This is a genomic window from Actinosynnema sp. NPDC050436 (assembly GCF_040655415.1).
Classification (GTDB): Bacteria; Actinomycetota; Actinomycetes; order Mycobacteriales; family Pseudonocardiaceae; genus Actinosynnema.
In genome coordinates, this window is record NZ_JBFAJV010000005.1 from 299130 (window position 1) to 322491 (window position 23362).

The 23362-nt window shown below is 67.5% G+C and carries 29 protein-coding genes; 21 read left to right on the forward strand and 8 right to left on the reverse strand.

Annotation, left to right across the window (positions count from 1 at the left end; all coding sequences use genetic code 11):
* The first annotated feature begins 9 nt into the window (after positions 1 to 9).
* The 5 genes from AB0I60_RS16175 to AB0I60_RS16195 all read left to right on the forward strand — a co-directional run bounded on the left by AB0I60_RS16175 (position 10) and on the right by AB0I60_RS16195 (position 3786).
* The gene (locus AB0I60_RS16175) at positions 10 to 576 is read left to right on the forward strand and encodes a pentapeptide repeat-containing protein (RefSeq protein WP_360730333.1); all 567 of its coding nucleotides are present in this window, start codon (positions 10 to 12) and stop codon (positions 574 to 576) included.
* Positions 577 to 642: 66 nt separating this feature from the next.
* Complete coding sequence (locus AB0I60_RS16180; RefSeq protein ID WP_360730336.1) at positions 643 to 1134, forward strand: YbaB/EbfC family nucleoid-associated protein; 492 nt, start codon at positions 643 to 645, stop codon at positions 1132 to 1134.
* Between the two features lie 9 nt (positions 1135 to 1143).
* Entirely contained in the window at positions 1144 to 1452 is a 309-nt protein-coding gene (locus AB0I60_RS16185) for a type VII secretion target (RefSeq protein WP_360730339.1), read from the forward strand.
* A complete protein-coding gene (locus tag AB0I60_RS16190; RefSeq protein ID WP_360730340.1) occupies positions 1449 to 3173 on the forward strand; it encodes a hypothetical protein in 1725 nt (574 codons plus the stop codon). Before AB0I60_RS16185 ends, AB0I60_RS16190 begins: the two co-directional genes overlap by 4 nt.
* On the forward strand, positions 3148 to 3786 hold the full coding sequence (locus tag AB0I60_RS16195; RefSeq protein WP_360730342.1) for a pentapeptide repeat-containing protein: 639 nt from the start codon (positions 3148 to 3150) through the stop codon (positions 3784 to 3786). The genes AB0I60_RS16190 and AB0I60_RS16195 overlap by 26 nt, the downstream gene beginning before the upstream one ends.
* A gap of 58 nt (positions 3787 to 3844) precedes the next feature.
* Here the strand turns inward: AB0I60_RS16195 and AB0I60_RS16200 are convergent, their stop codons facing one another.
* On the reverse strand, positions 3845 to 4606 hold the full coding sequence (locus AB0I60_RS16200; RefSeq protein WP_360730345.1) for a hypothetical protein: 762 nt from the start codon (positions 4604 to 4606) through the stop codon (positions 3845 to 3847).
* Between the two features lie 75 nt (positions 4607 to 4681).
* Positions 4682 to 5890 (reverse strand): GNAT family N-acetyltransferase, encoded by a 1209-nt coding sequence (locus AB0I60_RS16205; RefSeq protein ID WP_360730348.1) that lies wholly within the window; start codon positions 5888 to 5890, stop codon positions 4682 to 4684.
* A gap of 85 nt (positions 5891 to 5975) precedes the next feature.
* Here AB0I60_RS16205 and AB0I60_RS16210 point away from each other — a divergent pair, with 85 nt between their 5' ends.
* Complete coding sequence (locus AB0I60_RS16210; RefSeq protein WP_360730350.1) at positions 5976 to 6713, forward strand: maleylpyruvate isomerase family mycothiol-dependent enzyme; 738 nt, start codon at positions 5976 to 5978, stop codon at positions 6711 to 6713.
* Positions 6714 to 6725: 12 nt separating this feature from the next.
* On the opposite strand, the gene AB0I60_RS16215 is transcribed toward AB0I60_RS16210, so the two are convergent.
* Positions 6726 to 7064, reverse strand: a complete 339-nt coding sequence (locus AB0I60_RS16215) for a histidine triad nucleotide-binding protein (RefSeq protein WP_360730353.1) — start codon at positions 7062 to 7064, stop codon at positions 6726 to 6728.
* A gap of 29 nt (positions 7065 to 7093) precedes the next feature.
* On the opposite strand from AB0I60_RS16215, the gene AB0I60_RS16220 reads away from it, so the two are divergent.
* Positions 7094 to 7222, forward strand: a complete 129-nt coding sequence (locus AB0I60_RS16220) for a hypothetical protein (RefSeq protein ID WP_360730356.1) — start codon at positions 7094 to 7096, stop codon at positions 7220 to 7222.
* 54 nt (positions 7223 to 7276) lie between these two features.
* Here the strand turns inward: AB0I60_RS16220 and AB0I60_RS16225 are convergent, their stop codons facing one another.
* The 3 genes from AB0I60_RS16225 to AB0I60_RS16235 form a co-directional block, all read right to left on the reverse strand.
* Positions 7277 to 7645 carry a VOC family protein gene (locus tag AB0I60_RS16225; RefSeq protein WP_360730358.1) on the reverse strand — a complete coding sequence of 123 codons (369 nt, stop codon included), beginning with the start codon at positions 7643 to 7645 and terminating at the stop codon, positions 7277 to 7279.
* Positions 7646 to 7739: 94 nt separating this feature from the next.
* Positions 7740 to 8069 (reverse strand): YnfA family protein, encoded by a 330-nt coding sequence (locus AB0I60_RS16230; RefSeq protein WP_360730361.1) that lies wholly within the window; start codon positions 8067 to 8069, stop codon positions 7740 to 7742.
* A gap of 11 nt (positions 8070 to 8080) precedes the next feature.
* Positions 8081 to 8332: a PLDc N-terminal domain-containing protein gene (locus AB0I60_RS16235; protein WP_360730364.1), complete on the reverse strand. Its 252-nt coding sequence runs from the start codon at positions 8330 to 8332 to the stop codon at positions 8081 to 8083.
* A gap of 183 nt (positions 8333 to 8515) precedes the next feature.
* On the opposite strand from AB0I60_RS16235, the gene AB0I60_RS16240 reads away from it, so the two are divergent.
* The 5 genes from AB0I60_RS16240 (at position 8516) to AB0I60_RS16260 (ending at position 12375) form a co-directional block, all read left to right on the forward strand.
* On the forward strand, positions 8516 to 9148 hold the full coding sequence (locus AB0I60_RS16240; RefSeq protein ID WP_360730367.1) for a hypothetical protein: 633 nt from the start codon (positions 8516 to 8518) through the stop codon (positions 9146 to 9148).
* 1057 nt (positions 9149 to 10205) lie between these two features.
* The gene (locus AB0I60_RS16245; protein WP_360730369.1) at positions 10206 to 10376 is read left to right on the forward strand and encodes a hypothetical protein; all 171 of its coding nucleotides are present in this window, start codon (positions 10206 to 10208) and stop codon (positions 10374 to 10376) included.
* Positions 10377 to 10513: 137 nt separating this feature from the next.
* Positions 10514 to 10660, forward strand: coding sequence for a hypothetical protein (locus tag AB0I60_RS16250; RefSeq protein ID WP_360730372.1), 147 nt, complete (start codon positions 10514 to 10516; stop codon positions 10658 to 10660).
* A 318-nt stretch (positions 10661 to 10978) separates the two neighbouring features.
* Positions 10979 to 11419, forward strand: coding sequence for a hypothetical protein (locus tag AB0I60_RS16255; RefSeq protein ID WP_360730653.1), 441 nt, complete (start codon positions 10979 to 10981; stop codon positions 11417 to 11419).
* Positions 11420 to 11820: 401 nt separating this feature from the next.
* Positions 11821 to 12375 carry an HD domain-containing protein gene (locus AB0I60_RS16260; protein WP_360730374.1) on the forward strand — a complete coding sequence of 185 codons (555 nt, stop codon included), beginning with the start codon at positions 11821 to 11823 and terminating at the stop codon, positions 12373 to 12375.
* Here the strand turns inward: AB0I60_RS16260 and AB0I60_RS16265 are convergent.
* On the reverse strand, positions 12363 to 12833 hold the full coding sequence (locus AB0I60_RS16265; protein ID WP_360730377.1) for an NUDIX domain-containing protein: 471 nt from the start codon (positions 12831 to 12833) through the stop codon (positions 12363 to 12365). The two genes, AB0I60_RS16260 and AB0I60_RS16265, sit on opposite strands and share 13 nt — an antisense overlap.
* Before the next feature lie 13 nt (positions 12834 to 12846).
* A complete protein-coding gene (locus tag AB0I60_RS16270; RefSeq protein ID WP_360730380.1) occupies positions 12847 to 13590 on the reverse strand; it encodes a DUF5919 domain-containing protein in 744 nt (247 codons plus the stop codon).
* Between the two features lie 241 nt (positions 13591 to 13831).
* Here AB0I60_RS16270 and AB0I60_RS16275 point away from each other — a divergent pair, with 241 nt between their 5' ends.
* The 9 genes from AB0I60_RS16275 to AB0I60_RS16315 all read left to right on the forward strand — a co-directional run bounded on the left by AB0I60_RS16275 (position 13832) and on the right by AB0I60_RS16315 (position 23342).
* Positions 13832 to 14074 carry a hypothetical protein gene (locus tag AB0I60_RS16275; RefSeq protein ID WP_360730383.1) on the forward strand — a complete coding sequence of 81 codons (243 nt, stop codon included), beginning with the start codon at positions 13832 to 13834 and terminating at the stop codon, positions 14072 to 14074.
* A 69-nt stretch (positions 14075 to 14143) separates the two neighbouring features.
* Positions 14144 to 14500 carry a hypothetical protein gene (locus tag AB0I60_RS16280; RefSeq protein ID WP_360730386.1) on the forward strand — a complete coding sequence of 119 codons (357 nt, stop codon included), beginning with the start codon at positions 14144 to 14146 and terminating at the stop codon, positions 14498 to 14500.
* 2 nt (positions 14501 to 14502) lie between these two features.
* Positions 14503 to 14850, forward strand: coding sequence for a hypothetical protein (locus AB0I60_RS16285; RefSeq protein ID WP_360730389.1), 348 nt, complete (start codon positions 14503 to 14505; stop codon positions 14848 to 14850).
* An 8-nt stretch (positions 14851 to 14858) separates the two neighbouring features.
* Entirely contained in the window at positions 14859 to 15245 is a 387-nt protein-coding gene (locus AB0I60_RS16290; protein WP_360730391.1) for a hypothetical protein, read from the forward strand.
* A 485-nt stretch (positions 15246 to 15730) separates the two neighbouring features.
* A complete protein-coding gene (locus tag AB0I60_RS16295) occupies positions 15731 to 17155 on the forward strand; it encodes an FtsK/SpoIIIE domain-containing protein (RefSeq protein ID WP_360730394.1) in 1425 nt (474 codons plus the stop codon).
* Between the two features lie 86 nt (positions 17156 to 17241).
* Positions 17242 to 18855 (forward strand): replication initiator, encoded by a 1614-nt coding sequence (locus tag AB0I60_RS16300; RefSeq protein ID WP_360730397.1) that lies wholly within the window; start codon positions 17242 to 17244, stop codon positions 18853 to 18855.
* 37 nt (positions 18856 to 18892) lie between these two features.
* A complete protein-coding gene (locus AB0I60_RS16305) occupies positions 18893 to 19090 on the forward strand; it encodes a helix-turn-helix domain-containing protein (RefSeq protein ID WP_360730399.1) in 198 nt (65 codons plus the stop codon).
* Positions 19087 to 20325: a tyrosine-type recombinase/integrase gene (locus tag AB0I60_RS16310; protein ID WP_360730401.1), complete on the forward strand. Its 1239-nt coding sequence runs from the start codon at positions 19087 to 19089 to the stop codon at positions 20323 to 20325. Before AB0I60_RS16305 ends, AB0I60_RS16310 begins: the two co-directional genes overlap by 4 nt.
* A gap of 644 nt (positions 20326 to 20969) precedes the next feature.
* The gene (locus tag AB0I60_RS16315) at positions 20970 to 23342 is read left to right on the forward strand and encodes a hypothetical protein (RefSeq protein ID WP_360730404.1); all 2373 of its coding nucleotides are present in this window, start codon (positions 20970 to 20972) and stop codon (positions 23340 to 23342) included.
* Positions 23343 to 23362: the final 20 nt, after the last annotated feature.

A 23362-nucleotide genomic window follows, 5' to 3' on the forward strand; every position in this document is an offset into this window, starting at 1 on the left:
GAGACTGGGATGAGCGGCGACGACGGGAGCCGGCACCACCGGGGACGGCCGACCGCGCCGTGGCGGCCCCGGCGGTGGCCGGCCTCGCCGGAGGCGGCGGGCGCGCTGCGGACCTGGCTCGACCACCACGACGAGGGCTTCTTCGGCGTCGACCTCGACCTGCGGGACGCGGACCTGTCCGGCGGCCCGTTCGTCGAGTCCTGGTTCAGCGGTGCCGACCTGTGCGGCGCGGACCTGCGGGGGGCCGTGCTCCGGGAGTCCCACTGCGAGCAGGCCGCGTTCGTCGGCGCGGACCTCACCGGCGCCACGCTGGTGCGGGCGTGCCTGCTCGACGCCCGGTTGGGCCGGGCCGTGCTGACCGGTGCCGACCTCACCCGCGCCGACCTGACCGGCGCGACCGTGGACGAGACGTCGCTGCGGGGTGCGAAGCTGTGCGGCGCCGCGGTGCGCGGCATGTCCGGCTCGGTGCGCGGGCCGGTCGAGGTCGAACCCGGCGCGCGGCTCGACGGCCTCGACCTGGAGCTGTGGTTCGCCCTGCGCGGGGCCGACGTGTCGGTGCCGGGAACCGCCGGCTGATCGTCCCGTCCAAGCTAACGCACATCGGTCCGAGAACGATCAGCCGGCAGGAGAAGGGGGCGTGGGGTGACCGATCCCGTGTTCGGCGGCGACGAAGTCCGCACGGAGCAGGAGATCGCCCGGTGGGTGGCGGGCGTGGCGGCGAAAGCCGAGAAGTACCAGGAGATGAGCAGGCAGGTCGCGGAGGTCGCGGTGGCCGAGGTGTCCAAGGACGGGCTGGTGCGGCTCAGCGTCGGCGCGTCCGGCGCGCTCCAGGACATCGAGATCTCCGACAAGGCGCGCGAGGTGTCCGGCGCGACGCTCGCCGCGTCGATCATGACGACCATGCGCCGCGCGCAGTCCCGGATCGCCGGCCGGGTCTCCGAGATCGTGACGGCGGTCGGCGTGGAGGAGCCGGGAACCGCCGACGCGCTGGTCTCGTCCTACCGGCAGCGTTTCCCCGAACCTTCGTCCGACACCCCACCGTGGGCGGACCAGGTGCGGCCGACCACGCCGCCGGCCAGCCGGCGGCCCGTCCAGGACGACGAGGACTGGGACGGTCCTTCCGTCACCGAGTAGGGGGTTTGCGTGAACCAGGGTTACCAGGTCCTTGTCGAGGAGTTACGCGGCCACGCCGACCGACTGCGCGGCGTGGAGGACCAGCTCGCCCAGGCCGTCGACGCGGCCCGGCAGGTCAGCCTGTCCGGTCGGGCGTACGGCAAGACGTGCATGATGTTGCCGCCGATGATGACCTTCATCGCCAGGGCGGGCGTCCAGGCGCTGACCGAGGTCGCCGCGTCGGTCGGGGAGACCGTGCAGACGGTGAAGCGGACCGCGACCGACTACGAGACCGTCGAGCAGGGCAACGCCCAGGCGCTGCGCGGGGGCGGCAGATGAACAACCCGCTGGTCGCGGAGCGCCAGGACTCGACCCGCAGCTACACCGGCGCAGGCCCGATCGAAGCTGCCGTCGAACTCCAGCAGGCGTTCGCCGACGGCACCTGGGTCGACCAGGGCCTGGCCCTGGCGGGCGGCGGGCTGGAAGCGCTCGCGTTCGTGCTCGACCCGCTCGGGTCGCTGGTCGCCACCGCCGTGTCGTGGCTCATCGAGCACGTCGGCCCGCTGCGCGACTCGTTGAACTGGCTCGCCGGCGACGCCGACCAGATCGCCGCCTACTCCCAGACGTGGAACAACGTCGCGCAGGCCGTCACCAAGGCCAACGAGGACCTCGTCGCCGAGGTCAACCGGGGTGCGGCCGGCTGGACCGGTGCCGCCGCCGACGCCTACCGGGGCTCGATCACCAGCCAGTCGTCGCACATCACCGCCGCCGCGCGGTGCGCCGGGATCATCGGCACCGTGGTCGAGGTGTCCGGCGTGCTGGTCGGCACCGTGCGCGGGATCGTCCGCGACATCATCGCCGAGTGCGTGGCCACGCTGATCGCGCGCCTCCCGCTGTGGCTGGCCGAGGAGGCCGTCACGCTCGGCTTCGCCACCGCGCACGTGGTCTCGGCCGTCATGGCGGTCATCGCCAACTTCGTGAAGAAGATCGGCCAGAAGATCGCCAAGCTCATGCGGTCGATCGCCAAGCTGCGGCCGCTGCTGTCGCGGCTGGACGAGATCTGGGAGCTGATCAAGAAGGGCCTCAAGGCGCTGCGGAAGGGGGATGCCCCCGGCGGTCCGCCGAAGTCACCCGACCCGGTGAAGAAGCCCGGCAACTCCGCCGTCGAGCCGCATGGCGACCCGGGCGGAAAGCCGCCACCGGCCAAGCAGGGCGGCGACCCGCCCGCGTCGAAACCGCCGGAGACCCACGGCGACAACGGCACCCCGCCGCCGACCCGGCAGGGCGGCGAAGCCCCGCCCACCTCGAAGCCGCCGGAGACGCAGGGCGGTGACACCGGCGGCACCACGACCACGTCCGGCACGACCGGCGGCTCCGTGGACACCCCGACCAGGCCGACCGGCGGCGACACCCACCAGTCCGGCTCCACCCCGCCTGCCACCCCGCCGGCGGACGGCAGCGGCGGCGGCTCGAACAAGCCGCCGGGCGACACCACCCCGCCGCCGACCCCGGGCGACCCGAACCCGCACCCGCTGGGCCGCCGCCCCGTCGACCCGAAGCAGCCGCACCCGGAGCTGACCCCCGCCGAGAAGGCGGCGCTCGACAAGCACCTCAAGGAGCTGGAGGGCAAGAACTCCGAGCGGTTCAAGGAGTTGGAGAAGGACCCGGACCACAACGGCAAGCCCCGCGACTCCTCCCGCGACGAGGCCCGGATCGCGCTCGACCTCGAACAGCGCGGTTACGGCCCGTTCGAGCGCCCGACCGGCCCGGACGGCAAGCTCCTGTCCAACAAGGGTGACTTCGTCGACGCCAACGGGCAGCTCTGGGACGCCAAGAGCATCAACTCGGACTGGCCGCCGAGCGTGGCCGAGGACGTCCGGAACGGGCCGTACCGCAACGGGTACACGGAGTCCTGGCTGGAAAGGGTCGTCGAGGTGCAGTTCTCCAAGCAGCGTAACGTCATCCTGGACACGCGAAACGCCAACGCGGCCGACATCGAGAGCGTGCGGGCCCTGGTGGAGAGGAAGGGCTGGGGTGACCGAATCATCTTCTACCCGTGACCCGTGGCAGCCCCTGCGCTGGCCCGACGCGCCCGAGGCGGTCGCCGCCCTGCGCCGGTGGCTCGCCGACCCGGAGCAGCCGCTCTACGCGATGGACGTGGACCTGCGCGGCGCGGACCTGTCCGGCGGACCGTTCGTGGACGGGTGGCTGTCCCGCGCCAACCTGGCCGACGCGGTGCTGCGCGGCATCGAGCTGTGGGGGGCGCACTGCGAGGGAACCCGGTTCATCCGGGCCAACCTCGTGGACGCCGACCTGGTCCGGGCCGTCCTGCACGAGGCGAGCTTCGTGCGGGCGAGCCTCATCGGCGCGAACCTGACCAAGGCCGACGCCATGGACGCCCGGTTCACCGAAGCCGACCTGCGCCGCGCGAACCTCGGCGACGCGATCTTCAACGGAGCCGACTTCACCCGTGCCGACCTGTCCGGCACGTCCGTGGTCACCACGTCGTTCCGGGACGCCGTGCTGGTCGACGCCACCGTGTCCGGCATGACCGGCACCGTCCTCGGCCCGACCGAGGTGGTTCCCGGGCTCAAGCTGGACGGCGCGGAACTGGAGCAGTGGTTCGGGGCGCGGGGCGCGGCGGTGTCCGTGCTGCGCACCGAGTCCGTCTGACCCCGTGACGACGAGAGGGGCCGTCCGACACCGGACGGCCCCTCTCGCGCGTGCTCGGTCAGAAGTCGAAACCGCCGCCGAAGTCGCCGCCGCCCCAGTCGCCGCCGCCGAAGTCGCCCCCGGCGAAGTCGCCGCCGCCGTCACCGCCGGCGTCACCGCCGTCCGAGGCCGCGCCGTCGGCGTACCCGTCGGCGTAGGCGTCGGCCGCCGCGACACCGGCCATTCCCGAGAACATCGCGTTGAACAGCAGGAACGAGCCCACGCCCCACGCGCCGGCGACCAGCGCGGGCTTCCACCACGGCTCGCTGTACCAGCCCTGCGGCACCGGGCGGCCCGCCACCACGCCACCGGGGTAGTAGTGCGGCGTGCCCGCGCCCGGACGCGGCGACGCCGCGTAGTCGTGACCCTCGACGCTCACCCGGCGGTCCTCGGTCACCTGCCCCGCGCGGCCCTGGCCGGTCAGGTCCGGCAGCTCCGGACCCGGGTCGATGCCCATCGCGGTGCGCGCCGCGCGGACGTAGTACAGGCCCTCCATCGCGGTCTGCGTGACCAGCCTGCACTGCTCAGTGGTCTTGGCCTGCTCCATCTGCGACCCGGCGGCGGTGAACCGCTCGGACGCGTCCGCCAGCGCCTGGCTGGACGCCACGTCCGTGCCGGTCAGGCTCATCACCTGGCCGCCCAGCCGCTCCACCCAGCGCCGGGCGTCGGCCTGGGCGTCCTCCAGGGCCCGCTCCCGGGCGGCGGCCCGGGTCTTGGCCAGGTACCAGGCACCGCCCGCGACCAGGACGATCAGTACGAGCACCACGATGGCGGCGTTCACGGCGGTCCTCCCGGACGTGCGACGGCGTTGCTGTCAAGTGAACGCACCGAACCCGGTCAGCGGTTCCCGAACCGGTCAGAACACCTCCGGGCAGTGTGGCTCCCGGTCGCCCAGGAACGCATGTGACAGGCCGTTCAGGGCACCCGGTGTGAGTTCGCGCACCCGCTGGCCCCGGGCCAGCGTCGTCAGGCGCGTACCGCCCAGGAACGCGGCACCGAGCGCCTCCACGTCCAGCGCCACGTCCGGGTCGTCGTCCACCCGCCGCACGGACGCCTCACCGCCCGACGCGGTGAACCGCCACCGGCCCCCGTTCCACGGGCAGAACGCGTCCCGCACCTCCAGCACCACGTCGACGTCGGACTGGTAGCGGCGCAGCGACAGCGCCCGCTCCACGTCCACCAGCCGCACCCACAACGCGTCGGTGCGCGACCGCAGCGCCAGCCGCGCGTCGGCCAGCAGGTGCACGACGGGGTCGTCCGGGTCGGTGAAGGACTTCAGCTCGCCGATGTGGTCGAGGTCCAACAGGTAGCGGTAGAGCGCCGCGTACGCCTCGTCGGTCTCGGCGACGAGCGTGCGCACGTGCAGCTCGCTGCGCGGACCCCGTTCCACCCAGTTCGACTTGACCCGGTAGACCGCGAAGCCGCGCGGGTGCAGCACGTAGTGGTAGGAGGAAAGCCCGTCGCGGTCGTCCTCCTGGTCGGCGAGGTGGTGGTCCCAGTGCGCGTCGGTCCGGCTCAGCCAGCCCACCCGGGTCGGCCGCAGCCGCTCGTAGACCTCCTTGAGCCACGGCATCGCCTCGGCGGCCGAGACCTCGCGGACGCGCTCGCCGTCGACCTCCACACCCGCCCGGAACGCCGCGCCGCGCGGCACGTCGAGGCGGGCGAACTCGGAGCCCAGGCCGTAGCCGTACCGGGGGTAGATCCCCGCCTCGGACGCCCAGAGCGCGGCGAACGCCTCCCGCCGCTCCTCGTGCAGCCCGTGCAACTGGGCGGTCATCAGCCGGGTGAGCACGCCGCGCCGGCGGTGCCCCGGTTTGACGCCCACGGACGTGACGGCGGCGACCGGCTGCGGGCCGTTGCCGGGCACCGTCATGTGCCGGGTCTGGATGCCGCCGCCGCCGACCATCTCGTCGCCGTCGAAGACCGCGTGGTGGCGTTCGGGCTCGAACATGCCACGCCACCGTTCGAGTTCGTCCTCCTTCACGTCGTCCAGGAACGACTGGTCCACCATCCGCTGGAAGGAGCGCAGTTCGTCGGAGCGGAGGGTGCGGAGGGTCAGTGCCATGCGGTCTGTCATACGCCCTTCGACCAGCCGGGCGCGATCCTTTTAGGGGTGTCGCCGGGCGTGCGCGCTCGGACATGCTGCGCCGATGGACGCACAAGCGCTCGGCAGCGCCCTGCGGGCCGAGGCGGCGGCGCTGGCCGTCGCGGCGGACCTCGTACCGGGGGACCGGAAGGTGCCCGGCTGCCCCGGCCTGACCGTGACCGGGCTCGTGCGGCACGTCGGCTCCGTGCACCGCCTGGTGACCAGGTGGGTGACCCGGGGGAGCCGGCCGACCGACCCGCCCGGGGCGGTCGGCGGCGCGCAGTCGCCCAACGGCGCGGACCCCGTCGACTGGTACCGGGTGGGCGCGGCGTCGCTGATCGCCGTCCTGGACCCGGCACGTGCCGCGCAGCCGGCCGCGACCTGGTGCCCGTGGGACCGCACGGTCGGGTTCTGGCTGCGGCGGATGGCGCACGAGACCGCCGTGCACCGGGTGGACGCGCAGGCCGCAGCGGGCCTGTCCGCGCCGCTGGACCCCGCGCTGGCCGTGGACGGCGTGGACGAGGTGCTGACCCTGTGGCTGGGCTGCCACCTCCCGCCCGCCGCGAACACCGGCGGACGGGCCGTGACGCTGCGCGTGCCCGGCCGGGAGTGGACCGTGTCACTGCACGAGCGCGTGGTCGACTACTGCCCGTACACCGACCCGGCGGCCGTCGTGACCGGCTCGGCGTCGGCGGTGGACCTGTGGCTCTGGGGACGTGCACCGCTGTCGGAACTGTCCGTGGAAGGCGACGACGAGGTCGTGCACGCCTTACGCGCCGCCGTCGCCGCCGTGACCGGGTGACGCCGGTTGGGCCTATCCGGGCGGCCAGGTCAGCGAACGCCCACCGAGCACGTGGCAGTGCACGTGGAACACCGTCTGCCCGCCGTCACGCCCGGTGTTGAACACCAGCCGGTAGCCGTCCTCGGCGATCCCCTCGCCCTTCGCCACGTGGTGCGCGGCCTGGAGCACCGCGCCCGCCGTGACCGGGTCGAGGTCGCCGACGGCGCGGTGGTGGACCTTGGGGATGACGAGCACGTGCGTGGGCGCCTGCGGGTTGATGTCGTGGAAGGCGAGCACGGAATCCGTCTCGTGCACGACGCGAGCCGGCACGGAGCCCGCAACGATGCGGCAGAAGAGACAATCGTCGGTCACAACGGCATCGTAGGGCGCACACTGTGCCGATGACGCGCACGAAGCTCCGGGTCCTCCTGAGATGCCTGGTGACCTTCTCCATCGGCTTTCTCATGGTGCTGCTGGCAGTCCGCTTCGGCGAAGCCCTCTGGCGAGCCGTCACCTCCTACGGCCGCTGACGCCCTTCTCGCGTCCCCTCTCTCGCGCCGCCTCCTCCCCTTCACGCCGCGATCTCACGGGCTCTCCGCACCGTTCCCGTCGTCCGGCCCCTTCACGAAGCAGAACTCGTTGCCCTCCGGGTCGTGGACGACCTGGAAGCTGCCCTGCTCATCGGTGACGATCGATCCCGAAGCCGTCGCCCCCAACCCGACGGCGGTCGCAGTCGCGGCCGGGATGTCGTCGACCGCGACGTCGAGGTGCAGCCGGTTCTTCACGGTCTTGCCCTCGGGGACGGGCTGGAAGGCGATCCTCGGCCACCCCGGCGGTTCGACGTGGGACCACCCCCGCGCCCGGTCCACGGCCGTGCCACCGAGCAGCGCGGCCCAGAACCGCGCCAACGCGGCCGGTTCCCGGCAGTCCACCACGATCTGATCGAGTCGCATGGTCACATCATGTGCGACCACACCCCGTCCCGACACCGTGCCCCGGCCCGACACCGTGCCCTGCCCAGACGCCGGGTCGCGGGCCGCTCCGGCGTCAACGGGGCGCGTACATGATCACCACGACGCCGACCAGGCACACCGCCGCACCCACGAGATCCCACCGGTCGGGCCGGAACCCGTCGAAGACCACGCCCCACGCCAGCGACCCGGCCACGAACACCCCTCCGTACGCGGCGAGGATGCGCCCGAAGTCGGCGTCGGGCTGGAGGGTGGCCACGAACCCGTAGGCGCCGAGCGCGATCACGCCCAGCCCGACCCACCACCACCCGCGCTGCTCGCGCACGCCCTGCCAGACCAGCCAGGCACCACCGATCTCGGCGACGGCGGCGAGCACGAACAGCAGGACGGACCGCAGGACTCCCATGGGCGGCAACCCTAAGCGGGCATCGCTTTCACCAACTGCGCGCTGCGCCCGAAGATGAACCACCCCAGGCTGCCCAACAGCGGGAACCCGACGATCACCACGAGCCAGAGGAACTTCCCGCCGCCGGTGAGCCGGTCCTGGCGCATGACGGAAACGAACGCCGCCACCCAGAGGGCCACCTGGAGCAACGCCGTCAACACCAGGAACACCGCGATCGTCACGCTGGTCGAATCGGCGGTGTCCTGGGCGAGAACCGTGATCATGGCGTTCAACCTAGGAGCCGAAAGCCCCACCCCCGCCCCGAACCACCCGGACGTGTGACTAAACCCGAGCCACCCGTCCATCCACAGTGGACCACAGGCAGTCCCTCCTGTGCCTCCAGAAGACCCCCGCTCATGCCTTCGCACAGCCCCGGAATTGTCGGTGCCCGGTGCTAGCTTGCGCCCATGATCGAAAAGGCTCACGGCGTGGCGCTGACCAGGCGGGCGATCGAGTCCGTCCGGACCGACCCGGGCAGGTCGATGTACGACTTCATCAAGGTGCCGTGGGTCGAGGGCGGAATTCCCAGCCCGATGCCGGAGGAGGCGCTGGAGGGAGCGAGGTTCCCGTCCGGCAGGCCGCTGTCGCCGAGCCTGCGCGAGTGGCTGGCGTACGACACGAGCCTGTTCCGCCGCCACGGCTGGTTCGCCCCCGACGGCACCTTCACCCCGCGCCCCCTGGACCGCCTGGCGGCTGATGAGTTGGGCGAGTTCTGGGGCGAGTGCTACACGTCGGTGGCCGCCCAGTTCCCCGAGTGCTTCCTGCTGCCCGGGGGCTCGGACTCGCGGCGCGTGCTGGCGGTGGGCGAACCCGACACGATCGGCGAGTACCCGGTGCTGGCCCTGGACGTGGACGACATGCCGTTCGTCGGCGTGATGTACCCGGGCTTCGACGTCTACGCGGCCACCGAGGCCGGTGTGATCGACCACGACTTCGAGAGCTACCTGGACCTGTTCGAGGACCGGACGTACGCCCCCCGAATGCGCGAACACGCCAACCACTACTTCGCCGGAGCCGAGTGCTACGAGCACTTCTTCTAACCCGAAGTCCCACCCTCTTTCGGAGCCCATTCGGTCACCGCTCACATCGCTAGCGGTCGACGCGTGGTCGCAGGGGACAGGCGGAGTCATGGCGGGATCGACCTGTCCCCTGCGATTCGCTGACCGGTCGCCGCATTCGGGGGGAGGGGGGCTTTCCGGTCGTGCTCAGCCTAGCGGTGTGTTCGGTGTGCACGTCAAGCGCAGCGTGCACCCAACCGGGTGGAACTTGCCCAACTCGTGCGTCACACGCTCGCCATCAAGCCGGACGCGACACTCCACGGTCCACTGTGGAGGGGTTCTCCTCCAGGTGGTCGAGCTGCCCTCGGCACGTAGGCATGAGGGCGCCGTTGACCTACCAAGTCGCGATCAACGAGCGTGACCGGGAGGTCGCCGCGAAGCTCGGCAACAGGGTGAAGGCGGCGTAAAGGCGCACGACCCATGGCACGCCAATCGTACGACGGGGTCTCGGGGTACTGCGGCAGTGTCGGCCTGGCGGGTGGGCACCGCCGTTGACCTGCAAGGGAAGCGCGAGAGCGGGTGGCGGGAATCGAACCCGCATGACCAGCTTGGAAGGTCTGGCAACGATCACGCCCCTGGTCATTCGGTCCACTGACCTGCGCTGATGCAGTCCCCTGACCGTTCATGTCCACGATTTACCGCTGTGGCCCTTGGGTTATGGCACGCGAGTAACACGGCGCGGTGACTCGGCGCGGGGCAGGTTCATGACGAGTGGTTGCGCTGATCGGGGCATGGGAGCAGTTACCTTCTCGCACATTCGTTCGATGTCGAGTGAAGTGTTAACAAGATGTGGTGGGGTGCGCCCTGTAAGGCACTACATGTGGGGGTAGTCGGGCGTGTCGCGCCAGAACTTTACGCGGACTTGATGTACGCTGCCTCACAGCAAGCATGAGAAGACCCCGACCGGGGTCGATGCCTCGATCGGGGTCCAATGCGTTGGTCGCGCAAGGACACCGTAACAAGGCCACGCCGAACGGCAACAGGGCCGTCCGACTGGTGAGAGGCATCCGGCTTGCTCTGCAAGGAATGGAGCCTTTCCATGGCGCGCAAGACCTTGCCTCCGGGCACGCCTGCCCCCTCGTCCGGCCAGTACAAGGTGCCGGGCAGCAAGACGGAGATCACCGCGATCGCAGGCAAGCCGCTCCCGCCCACTCCTTCGAAGGGGCAGGGCTACGTCCAGGTTGACAGGACGAAGCACAAGAACGGCTGAGACTGGTTGACGGTTGGCCGGGGAGTTTGGACCTCGGTCAACCGTCCCACTCCTTACTGTTGCCGAAGGTGCTGAGCGATAGGCAGGGCCGCCTTCTTTGGGTTGCGGAAAGGTCTTGAATGAATATGGTCAGAAAAATGACTCCAGCACAGTTTCGGGCTGCTGTGCAGAAGGCTCAGCGGGATCACAAGCGCGCAGTTGACAACTTCAATCAGCAAGCGCGCAAGCACAACGCCGCGGTTAAAAAAGCTGTTTCCGACTATAATCGTGATGTGCGCAACTAAAACTCCAAGGTGCGCGCGCACAACCAGTAGGTCCAAAATCAGCGGAGTCGAATTAATCGTGAGATCTCACGGCTTAACTCTCGTCCTGTAGCGCATTCTTTTGTGGCGTACCGTGAGTCGACTACCACCTTGGTCGAGGCATACAGCTCCGTGGAGTCTAACCTCGCATACGGACCTGTTTCGCCAGCCGCTCAGCGGTTTATCGACCTGGCGAGCGATGAAACTGCTAACAGTGTGTATTTGGTCAACGCACTAGATGGCGATGGGGAGCCTGAGGATGACGTAACGGAGGATGAACTCTGTGCTCCTTCGCTGATAGTGGAGTTGGCGACCTTCGGGCAGGATCTTGTCGGCAGGTGGACGGGTGCACTCTATGCACTCAGTCCGCATAACCCCGACGCGGCCAGGCACTTCTGTACCAGTACGCGTGAAGTGATCATCACAATGTTGGATAGCTCGGCTCCGGATTCGGAAGTCAAGCGAGAGGTGCCTAATTGCGATGTGACAGATGCGGGTGCGCCGACTCGTAGATCTAAGATCGGCTACCTGCTCCGCAGGCATGGAGTCGCAGAGGAGGGGATCGCCAATCTCGTTGATGCAGACGTCAAGAATTTGTTGACGCTATTTCGGACGTTCAATGAGGGTGCCCATGGACATGCGGGTCAATTTACAATAACGGAACTGTCCGGGATTCGGACGCGCGTCGAGGCGGCGATTGCTTTCATCCACCAGGTAGTCACCGCTCCGACTGTAATCTAACTGTTGAGGATCATTTGTATTGTTGCCACCTGCGATCGTGGCACTTTTCTTTGGCAAGGCGGCGGAGCCGTCGCGGCAGCCGATCGCCGTGCCTAGCGCTGTCAGGTCTGTGACCGCGCGATCGTCGGACCTTGGACGCTGGAAGCAGCTCCAGCCCAAGTGCGATACCTCTGCGCGTCGCCACCCGGCCACGTGTACCGACTCCGCGCACGGCCGCTGGGCGGAGCGGAGCGGGAGCCCGGCGTGCCGGGATGCGGGGAGTCGGTGCCAACGTGCGCCGAGACTGGCCGCGCGCCGCCGCAGGCGGCGTGCGCCTTGATCCCATAAAGCTGAATTCGGCAGTGCACAGGGTGGCCTGTCCTCGTGCGGTTGGCGTGGTGGGTACGCCATAGGCTGTGAACGTGGACCTTGTGGCTAGGGCCTACTTGGTGGCGGGCGAGGTGTTGAAGGACGCGGTGCCTCGGCGGTGGGTGCATGTGCTGGGGGTTGCAAAGCAGGCTCGGCGAGCGGGCCTGCTGTTCGAGGGGGACGACCTCGATGTGTTGATCGCGTCCGCCGTGTTGCACGACGTTGGGTACGGGCCGGCTGCCGTCCGGACTGGGTTCCATCCTCTAGATGGGGCGCTGTACCTCGCTGAGCTGGGGGTACCTGAGCGGGTGTGTGGGTTGGTTGCTCACCACTCGTGCGCTTACCGGGAGGCGTCGCTGCGGGGGTTGTCGTCTGAGCTGGCGGCCTGGGTGGATGAGGGCACGGCCGTTCGGGACGCCCTGTGGTGGGCCGACATGACGACCGGGCCGGATGGTGAGCTGGTCGACGTTGGCCTGCGGATCGCTGAGATCGAGCAGCGGTACGGGCCGGATGACCTGATTACGCGGTTCATCCGGGAGGCTCGGCCGGAGCTGCTAGCGGCTGTTGAACGGACTGAGGTTCGGTTGCGCGAGGCTCAGGTGAAGTAAGGGTCGCGGTCGTCGGTCAGGCCGTGAACGATGCGCAGCCGGATGGACGGGTGGATGTCGAGGTCGTCCAGGTCGGTGGGCTCCGCCCAGAGGACTTCCTTGGACTCGTCGCTGGTGCGCGGTTCGCCGCTGAGGGGGCGGGCGCGGAAGCAGAGCGAGAATTCCTGGCGGACCTCGCCGTCGTCGTAGGCGATGACGTGGGCAGGGTTGGAGTAGATGCCGACCAGCGTCGTGACCTCGACGTGGATGCCGGTCTCTTCCTCGACCTCGCGGACGACTGCCTCCGCCACGGTCTCGCCTGGCTCCTGGCCGCCGCCGGGGATGGCGTACTTGTCGTTGTCCGTTCGCCGAATCATCAGGATGCGGCCGGCCTGGTCGCGGACTACCGCGCTGACGGCGACTCGGATGCTGGTGGCCTTCGGCGCGTTCGGGTCGTTGAGGTGGTCGGTGCGGCTCACAGGTCTGACTCTGTCAGAACGTTGCTCGCTTCGCTGATGACCAGACCGCCTCCATGCTCTCCGAGTACGTCTCGAACAAGTCGCCGGCGGACAGGCGTCGCAGGTGAAGGGCTGGGGCGTGGGCACCGGGGAAGCCGTACACGTGCGTGTTGACGATCATCTCGTCATCGAAGCGGAACACCGAGTTATAGAGGGTCGTCTTGTGCAGGCGCACGTCGATGCCTGGCACGTCGGTCAGCGGGCGGACGAACGCCAAGGCGTTGCGGATGCGGGCCGCGACCGTGCCCTTGCCCAACTGTTCCTCCTCGCTGCGCTTGGCCGCCTCACGGGCTGCCGGGTCGCCGAACAGCAGGCGGACCTTCGCGCCGACCTCCGCCTTACGTCGCAGCTCCTTGGCGAACGTCGGTCGCTCGACCAGGAACAGGGCCGCCAGGGATAGCACGTCGATGTGCTCGGTCGCGTCGTTGAGCAAGCGGTCCCACACCTCCGCCGGAACGTTGTTGCGGTGCGGGTACACCTTGACGACCTCTGACTCCGCGATCTCGGCCTTGCGTTCGAGGGCGACGGCGTCCGGCCACAGGTAATTCTCCGTTTCCCTCACCATCGACGCGATTGCGTGGCGGTGCCGAGGGTATGGAACTCGACCCTTGGTGATCCACCGTTCGACGGTCTTCGGGTCCACGCCGGTCGCGCGTGCGACGTGGTCGAGGTCAAGTCCGTTGCGCAGCAACGCTTCTCGTAGTCGCTCGTTCGCCACTCGCACCCCCGTTGAGACGACTTGGGACGTCTTGAGGCTAGCAAGGACGTCCTCAGAAGTCCCGCTATGCGGTGCTTGCGTCCTCGTTTTCAGCCGAAAGTGATCAGTGTGGGAATTCGGGCGACGGGTCCGGAGAGCCCTGGACCCGGAAGGACGGCGAGCATGGCACACGACGCACGACCGGTGGTGAACGAAGCAGCGGCCGGCATGGGTCGACGTACCGCCAAGGTTGCGTGACCGCGTGGTGCAAGACCTCGTGCGGCTGCACGTGACGGCAGGCGTGCCGATCAGGGTCACGCCCTTGGCTTTCGCGGGCCGCATCGAACTGCGGTTCGGCAACGCGTTCCCGGCGGTCCTGGTCATTGATCACGACGCCACGCCTCGGCTCACCGACGCGATTGCCACCGGGCTCCGCGCTCTCGACAACACGGGTGGCCAGGCCACCACGGGCCACAACACCATGCACGACGGGACAGAGGACTAGAACATGGCTATTCCTGCTGGTCACAGGGTTCCGATCACGTTCGATGAGTTGTTTCCGCAGGGGTTCTACGTGATCTCGGTGGAGCGGGGGAAGGACTGGGTGGACGGGAAGTCGCGGGACGCGGTGGACAAGGTGTCGGGGCGGCCGGTGTGGGTCGTGCAGGGCACGGACCCGTCCGCGAAGGGGAAGAACACGGGTCAGGTGGTGAAGATCGCGGCTGAGGTGCAGCCGGTTCCGCCTGGGCTGTTGGAGAGCACGCCGTTTCGGCCGGCGGTGTTCACGGGGTTGAAGGTGACGCCGTATGTGAAGGACGGCTGGGTGTCGTACACGGTGTGGGCTGTCGAGATGGTGTCGCCGCAGCAGGCGTCCCGGCGTGGTGGGTCGTCGCCGAAGGTAGACGGCGGCGCGGGGCAGGTGGCGGCGTAGTCATGGCTGCTGAGTTGAGGTTGATGTTCGCCCCGGACATGGGTTCGCGGGTCGAGGTGGTGCGGTGGCCGGACACGAGGCTGCACGCGATGCGGTTGGGGTTCGGCGCGGGTCAGACCGTGTTGATCGCTCCGCCGGGCCGTGTGGACGGCGGGGTGGAGTTGGCCGCGTACATGACGAGGGTCGCGCTTCAGGCGGCGACGTTGGCGGATCTGCTGGACCCGAAGGCGGTGGGTCGGACGGCCCGGGGGCAGTCGTTGGTCGAGATCGCCGCTGAGCTGCACGAGCAGGGGTTGGGTGACGTGTTGCGGGAGCACTTGGGTGAGACGAGGACGGGGAGGCTCGGGTGATGGGTGTGGTGTCCGAGGACGAGCGGAACGTGTTGGAGGACCTGCGTGCGTTGAGTGCTGAGCTGGTCGAGTTCGTGGCTGCTGCTCGGGGGAGCTTTCCGGTGCACGCGTACCGGCCGGAGGACGAGCGGTCGATCGGTCAGGACATGGCGGTGCTCGGGCGGCGGCTCAAGGAGATCGCCGATCGGCACGGTCGTGAGCGGGGGTGTTCGGGGATCTGGGTCTCCTGCCCGGTCGAGGAGTGCTCGCTTGGTCGCGTTCCGGCCGCGAACGGTGGTGAGGAGCGCTGCGGGAAGTGCTTCGGCACCGGAAGCGTGCGCGGTGAGGAAGCGACCGTGGGCGGCGCGGCGGGTCGTGGGCTGGCGGTGAGGGGAGCCGGCCTGATGCACGGCTGATTGATCGGGTGGTTGCGCGGCGGATGTGCTGGTGGGCCGTCGTGGTGATGGCGCACGCCCTGGATACGGCGTGTGACGACAACTGAAGAGTTCGAGCCGGCGGGTGTGATCGCCGGGAACAGCCCTCAGTCTTGGCGGGCCTTGGTCTGTTCCCGGCGACACACCGACTGGCGTCTCCTGCACTTCGTTGAGGCACAAGGGATTCCAGTCATGACAAGGGTATCTGTGCGTGGGGGTCGGTCGTCAAGCCGGCGCGTCCGCGCAACGCTGTGGAAGCTCCGTGACGGCACCCGGTGCGTGCGGTGTCGTCGCTTCGGTCGGTATACGCCGCGTGAGCGGGTGTGCTGCTCCTGCCTGGGGTTGCTGCCGCTGGTGTTCGACGCACCCGTGGTGGTCCCGCAGAGCGGGGGTGTGTGGTGACCGGCGGCGGGCGGTGGGTTGATCCGACTCCGTTCGAGGGTGCCCGTCCTCGGGTGCCGTGGTGGATGTTGGTGCCGGGTCGGTTGAAGTGGTTGGCGGCGCTGCTGGCCCTGGCGTGGCTGCTGGTCGTCGGCGGCGTGCGCCTGGTGCTCGTCGTGCTCCGCTATCCGGTGGTCACGCTGGTGCCGGCATCGGCGGCCTGGTGCTCGTTGCGGTTCGGGCCTGTACCGCTGGTGCTGGCCGTGCTGTCGGTGGTGGCGGGGCTGTTGATCTGGTCGGGGCTGCACCGGGCGTCGTTTCTGCGGCACACGTGGTTGCGGGTGGTGACGGAGTGGCGTCGGGCGACGGTCTACGTGCCCAAGTGGCGGACCACGATGCGCCTGGCGGAGCTGGCCAAGGACAGTCACGGCCGGGAGCACCGGCCCACGCTCAAGCGCGTCCGGTCGGATGGGTGGCGGGACCGGGTTCGGGTGCGGATGGTGCCCGCCCAGTCGCCGGAAGCCTGGGAGCTGCGGCGCGACGGGTTGGCCCACGCCTTCGGGGCGCGGTCGTGTCGGGTGCGGGTGCTGCGTCCTCGGCTGATCGAGTTGGATTTCGTGCACCGTGATCCGCTGGCGCGACCGGTGCCGGTTCCGGTGCTGTCCCGGGACACTGAGGTGGATCTCAAGCGGGTGATCGTCGGGCGGACGGAGTCGGGTCGGCCGTGGCGGTTGCGGCTGCTCGGGTCACAAGTGCTCGTGGTCGGGGTGCCCGGGGCGGGCAAGGGGTCGGTGTTGTGGTCGCTGGTGTGGCAGCTCGCGCCGGCGGTCCGGGCCGGGCTGGTGCGCCTGGTCGGGGTCGACCCGAAGGGCGGTATGGAGCTGGGTCAGTGCCCGGACGCCTTCGACCGGGTCGTCTACGACAACGGGCCGGATGCCGTCGCGCTGCTGGAGGAGATCGCCGCAGAGGTCAAGGAGCGGGCTTCCCGGTATCGGGGTGTGCGGCGGCTGTGGGCCCGGTCCAGCGGCGAGCCGTTCACCGTGCTGGTGGTGGATGAGCTGGCGGACCTGATCGCCTATCAGCCGGACAAGGGACTGCGGGAACGGGCCGCGCGGGCGATCCAGACGATCACCTCACAGGGCCGTGCGCCCGGCTATGCGGTCGTGGGCCTGGTCCAGGACCCGCGCAAGGAAGTCGTGTCTTTCCGGCACCTGTTCACCACCCGCGTGGCGCTGCGGCTGGATGAACCGGGGCAGGTGGACATGGTCCTCGGGGACGGGGTTCGTCAGCGGGGTGCGGCGGCGCACGAGATCAGCGAGAGCACGCCCGGCGTCGCCTGGGTCAAGCAGGACGGGCAGCGGGAACCGGAGCGGGCACGGGCCTTCCACGTCACCGACGCCGATCTGGTCGAGCTGGGCGTGTTCCTGACCGTGACCGACGCGACGGTGCACAAGTTCCCGAACCGACCCGGACCCGACGACAACGACAGTGCTGGGGGTGCTGCGGCATGAGCGAATCCACACAGGACACAAAGAGCAAGACCATTGGCAGCGCTGACGTTTCGGTGGTTCCGGCGGTCCCTCTCGACGTGGCGGGGATGACGTCGGCGGAGCGGGCACGGATGCCGCTGACGCTGGACGTGGTCAAGGCGGCGGCCGAACAGCACGGCGTGTGCACCCGGCCGGTGCTGCGGGAAGTCGTGGACTTGGACGCCGGTGAGGTCCGGATTGTGGGTATCCGGTGCAACTCGACCCAGGCCACGAAGTGCCCGGCGTGCGCGGACCGCAACCGCCGCTCCCGCATGGCCCAGTGCCGCGAAGGCTGGCACCTCGACCACGAACCCGTGGCGGAACGCCACGCGCCGACCGACGACCAGGTGGCGTTGGTGACCCACCGCTCGGACCTGACCGCCGGCTACCGGCACGCCGTTGCGGCCGGCGAGCTGGGCGACGCCGACGACTACCGGGAGGGCATCCGGGAGACCGACTCCGACCTCCGGCGGGAGGGGGTTCGGGGGAACCTTCCCGCTGTGGAACGCCCGGCCCGGACCACTCCCGTCCGGTCCACCAGGAGGCGGCAGGACGCGCCCAACCTGCCGCGCCGCAAGGTCGACAGGCGGACCGTGGGGCGGGAGTTCGCCGGCAAGTACCGGCCCTCGACGTTCGTCACGCTCACCCTGGACACCTACGGCAAGGTCCGGCCGGATGGCGCACCGGTCGACCCTGACGCGTACGACTACCGGCGGGCGGCTCGGGACGCGGTCCACTTCGCGTCGCTGGTCGACCGGTGGTGGCAGAACCTCCGCCGCGTGGTCGGGTTCGACGCGCAGTACTTCGGCACGGTCGAACCCCAGCGGCGGATCACCCCGCACGCGCACTTCGCCGTACGCGGGTCCATCCCGCACAAGGTGATCAGGGACGTCACGGCGGCCACCTACCTCCAGGTGTGGTGGCCCGACCACGATGAGATCAAGTACAGCGGCGGACGACTGCCGGTGTGGGACATGCGCGCCAAGGGCTTCGTGGACCCTGACACCGGTGCCGCCCTGACCACCTGGGCGGATGCGGTCGCGGGCCTGGACACCCCGTCGCACGTGGCGCAGTTCGGGGCGCAGGTGCACTCCAAGGGCATCCTGGGCGGCTCCGAGGAAGCCGGACGGCACATCGGCTACCTGACCAAGTACCTGACCAAGTCCATCACCGAAGTGGTCGACACCGACACCTCCGCGCGCCTGGCCGACCACGCGGACCGCCTGGCGGCGGAGCTGGCCGTCACGCCGTGCTCGGAACGCTGCGCCGTGTGGCTGCTCTACGGCGTCCAACCCAAGGGAGCCACCTCCCGGACCACACCAGGGCACTGCAAGGGCAAAGCACACCGCCGCGACACCCTCGGCCTGCCCGGTCGGCGGGTCCTGGTCTCCCGCCGTTGGTCGGGCAAGACCCTCGCCGAACACAAGAGCGACCGGGCCGCGTTCGTCCGCGAAGCCCTCGAAGCGTCGGGAATCTCCAAGCCGGACACCGACCAGGCCCGGTTGAGGTGGGCACCGGTCCAGGCCGGAGACCCCCACGCCCCGTCACGGGTGGAACTGCTCATGCACATGATCGCCCAACGCCTGAAGTGGAGAGCCGAGTACGACGAGGCGCAAGACGTGCTCGCCCGGCTGAGGCCGGCACCGGCAGATGTTTCAGCAGTGGCGTCCGCAGCGGCCTGACCAGGGGGAACATATGAGCGTTAAGGAGCACTTCAGCGTGCCCGAGGCGGCCGAGTACATGAGCACGACCGTGCGATTCATCCGCCGGTTGATCGCGGAGCGTCGGGTGCCGTTTCACCGGCTTGGGCGACTGATCCGGTTCAAGCGGGCGGACCTTGATGCGTTCATCGAGGCCGGACGGGTCGAGGCGTTCGACCCCAGCGCGGTTCTCCGCCACTTCCGGAGCGCGTCATGAGCGACAAGAGGCGGCGGTTCGGGAAGATCCGGCGGTTGCCGTCCGGGCGGTTCCAGGCCCGGTACCAAGGGCCTGACGGGAGGTACCACCCTGCGCCCGAGACGTTCGAGCGGGAGAAGGACGCGGATCGGTGGCTCAACACGGTTGAAACGGACATCGTCCGAGGGGACTGGACGAACCCGGACGCCGGGAAGATCGAGCTGCGGGTCTATGCCGAAGTCTGGATCAAAGAGCGGGACCTGGCAGTTCGCACGGTCGAGCTGTACGAGGGCCTGTTGCGCAACCACGTGGGACCGAAGCTCGGCAAGGTGATGTTGGCCGACCTGAGCCCGGCGCGTGTTCGGCAGTGGCGCAAAGAGCTGCTGACGGACGGCGTCGGTGAGGTCACGGTGGCCAAGGCGTACCGGTTCTTGCGAGCCGTGCTCAACACGGCTTCCGCCCCGGAAGAACGGCTGCTCAAGCACAACCCGTGCACCATCAAGGGCGGCGGCAAGGAGCAAAGCCCGGAGCGGCCCACGGCGAGCCTGGAACAGGTGTTCGCGGCGGCTGACGCCATCCTCGACCGGTACCGGCTTGTCGTGTTGCTGGCCACGTTCGGGAGCCTGCGGTTCGCCGAGATGGTGGGGCTCCGGCGGCGGGACTTCACGCGGGTGACCGATGAAGGGGTGACGTTCTACGTCGTGAAGGTCGACCGGCAGACCGTTCAGCCGGACTCGGGCGAGCTGTTCGATGACGATCCCAAGGCCAAGGGGAAGCGGCCGGTGACGTTGCCGCCGTTCCTCACGGAGGAGATTCAGGCCCACTTGAGCCTGTTCGTCGGCGACGACCCGGATGACTGGGTGTTCATCGGGCCGAAGGGCGGCAGGCCGAAGCGGAGCAACTTCTGGCACCTCTGGAACGCGGCGCGGGCCAAGGCCGGAATGCCTGAAGTCCACCTGCACGACCTCCGGCACACCGGCAACACGATGGCGGCCGAAACGGGGGCGACGCTCCGCGAGCTGATGGACCGGATGGGGCACAGCTCCACCCGCGCGGCGCTGATCTACCTCCACGCGAGGGAGGAGCGCGGGCGGAAGATCGCGGCTGGGATCGACGCCATGGTCAAGGCCGGGAAGGGCACGTCGACCGCCGCCAGGGGCACGCGGGGGACACGGAAGATCAAAAAGGGCGACAAGATCGTCCACTTGGGACGGATAACGAGGCGTCTACCTGCGAGGGGAGGAGAGAGCGGGTGACGGGAATCGAACCCGCATGACCAGCTTGGAAGTGCGGCGTCAACCCCACCAAACCGCCCCTGACCAGCACTCACACCGGTCCTGAGTGACCGCTACTGACCCTGGTTGACCTGGGTTAATCGCACGCTAATCGCACGCCAGTCACTGCGGCTAGCCACCCTCAACCCAGCCACGCCGGTCCAAGCCCCGCATCGTCGGCCTGGCCGCCGTGGCTAGTTCGCACCTGTCGATGGCAAGGCGGCGAAGCCGTCGCGGCAGCCGGATCGCCGTGCCCAGTGCAGCCCGGTCCGTAACCACGCGATCCGTAGGGCAACCGGACGCCGGAAGCTCTTGCAGCTCGGATCGCCCTCCTGTGCTCCGCGCCGCCACTCAGCCACGTGCACCGACTCCGCGCACGGCCGCTGGGCGGAGCGGAGCGGGAGCCCGGCGTGCCGTGATGCGGGGAGTCGGTGCCAACGTGAGTCGGTGCCACCACGCTCGGCCGCAGGCGGCGCGCGCCTTGATCCTGTAGAGCACAATTCGGCAAGATGCAGCCTGATCTGTCGAACGAGGTTACGACTCGGCATAGTTCGGTAACGCGAATGCGGTGTATTCCGATGCTTCAGCTACAGGCGTGCGTAGACCGAAGGTTCCGGTGACCAAAAATGGTTGATGGTGCAAATGCTCAAATTATGGACCGGGCCACGATTGAAGCTGTTCTCCGGGCCTACTATCTAGCGGAGTTTCTTAGCAATTGTATTGTCGATGACAAATACAAGCCGCCAATTTCGATGGTTACTCCGCTTGTGCTGACTGGTCGGGGTAAGACTATTGCTGGCCAAGTGAAGGGGGATGGAATTGCGCTCATGGAGGCGCAATTGGCTTCCTTCCTGGCTATGTGGGCTGGCGCTGAACTGCTCGTCGATCCAATTGAAAGCGACCTAGATGGCTTCCGTAATAACATATCGGCCGAAGTTAAACGAGGAAGGATCAAATACCCTTGGATTTATGGTCGCAAGCTGTACGACGAGATTGCAGAATCGTCTTTCCATGGCTCGGGGCACTTGAATCACGCTGATACGCTCCAGCTACTTGGAGGTCTTCCACAAGGAGTGTTCCAACTCGGCCCATATGTGTGCGGGCCATATGGCCTGGTCGAGTCTCGAACTTGGCGAAACATTCCGCCTACGGTTGAGATTCCTGGGCACCACTGTAGCGAGCTTGACTGCGACAGAATACATGGAGTTCTTCTCACTACAGGTGATACCGGCGTTTCAAAAGCTCGAAGTCTCATTGGCAAGAAACTGTCGAAAGTCACAGGAGAGCCTACCGATATTCTCGATGAAGTTGCCGACTTCCAGGCTAGTCACATCCCGACTTTCTCGTGGTCGGATTCTGGATCCCTGCCGTTCTTCTTGTTTGAATGCCTAAGCGAAAAAGATCTTCGAAGGCTTTTAGTTGGACTTCTCGCGGTTAGCAAGGGGAGCCTTCGAGGCGAATGTGAACAGTTGGGTTTGACCATAGGGAACGCTAGCAACTTTGCGTCGAGCGTGAATGATGCGCAATTGCTGCAAATCTTTCTTCTGGCCCGTGACTCAGAAATACATGAGTGCCTCAATCGTCTCATCTGGGATGATGAGATCAAAATTGAACCTGGAGAAACTAGAGTCCCTCGAATAGTCAGGCGAGGGTTCGGGAGCTTGAATATCAGCATGGAAGGGTCAAGGCTTGGTGTTCGCTGCAAGCCTCCAGCGTCTTTCGTTCCCGTGCGTCTTCGCCAGTTGATATACTCCTGTTTCCCTGGGACTGAGAGTAAAGTTGATGATCGCCTGAAGTGGCCGCTGCGAGGGTACGAAGGCGATTCTGCTGCTGCAAAACTGACAAATGCTCTGGCTGCCGAAGCTCCAGTGGCATTGGTGAAGAGGTTGATCGTTGGCGAAGAGAGAGCCTGCACGGTTGCGCTAGACAAACTCGGGCTTCCCTCAGGGGCGTTTCAGAGTGCAACGGACGACGAAATCGCTGAGCTTATCACTTGGCATCTAGGTTTCGACAGCCTAAAGCGAGACGTCGAACTCCACACGCTGCTTGAATACCTGGGATCTCTGAGGAAACTGATAGGGAGTCTGCCGGCGGCGTTCATCGACAAAACTGACATCAGTCGCATTCGACAGTTGTCGAGCGACCTTTTTGTTAGTCTTGAGGAGTCTCTCAAGCGCATCATCTGCTTCATCGCATGGGTTACCTTGCGCGACCACTATGCAGAGTCGTATGACCTGAGCTATTCCAAGAATGAAGCCAAGGAGTATTTTGTCGATTGGATGGCATCTCGCAATCCGTCTTTTACGCTGGAGCACTTCGACAATAAGCTCCCTTTGGGCGAGATATTGTCTTGCTTCGGCACGGTTGCCAAAGCAATGAAAGAGGCGATTGCAAACCGCGAATCCTATCGGCGTGATTTGTCGGAATGGCCGCGTGCGATGCGCGATCCGAGCAGCCCTTTTCGGTTCCCGTTCCAGTATCGAGTTCCGTTGCTTGACCTCGACAATACGGCGGCAAGTTTCATTTCAGATCTCGTCGCAAAAGTCCCGTCGAGCCTCCAGGCAGCAGGGGTTCTTGATGTTCGAAACGGATTTCTGCACCATCGCGATGAAGTTCCTGATACTGCGAGAATCAGTTCCGCGTTAGAGGCAATTGATGCCAGGCTGGCTGAACTAATCGGTAACGGATTGTACCCGCTTATTTACACGCTTGAGAGCGCCGAATCCGACAGTACTGGTCGGCGCAAGGTTGTTCTAGATAGCAGAGGTGGGCCGAAGGTAGTTCTAACGCGTCCGTCACCGATCGAACTCGCAGGAATGCCACCAACGTCCGATCCCCATATTGTTGTGGTTCGGGCGACGCTTCGGGATTCAGGTGAGCCGCTTAGGTTCGATTTTCAGGTTGATTCGGAGTACACGGATCGGTGGAGAGGGTTTCCGCGTAGGCCGGTAAAGAAGGGCCTGCCCAAGTTCGGGCAGTCTGGAGACGGCGGTTCGTGAGGTTGAGTCGTCCGCGCCAG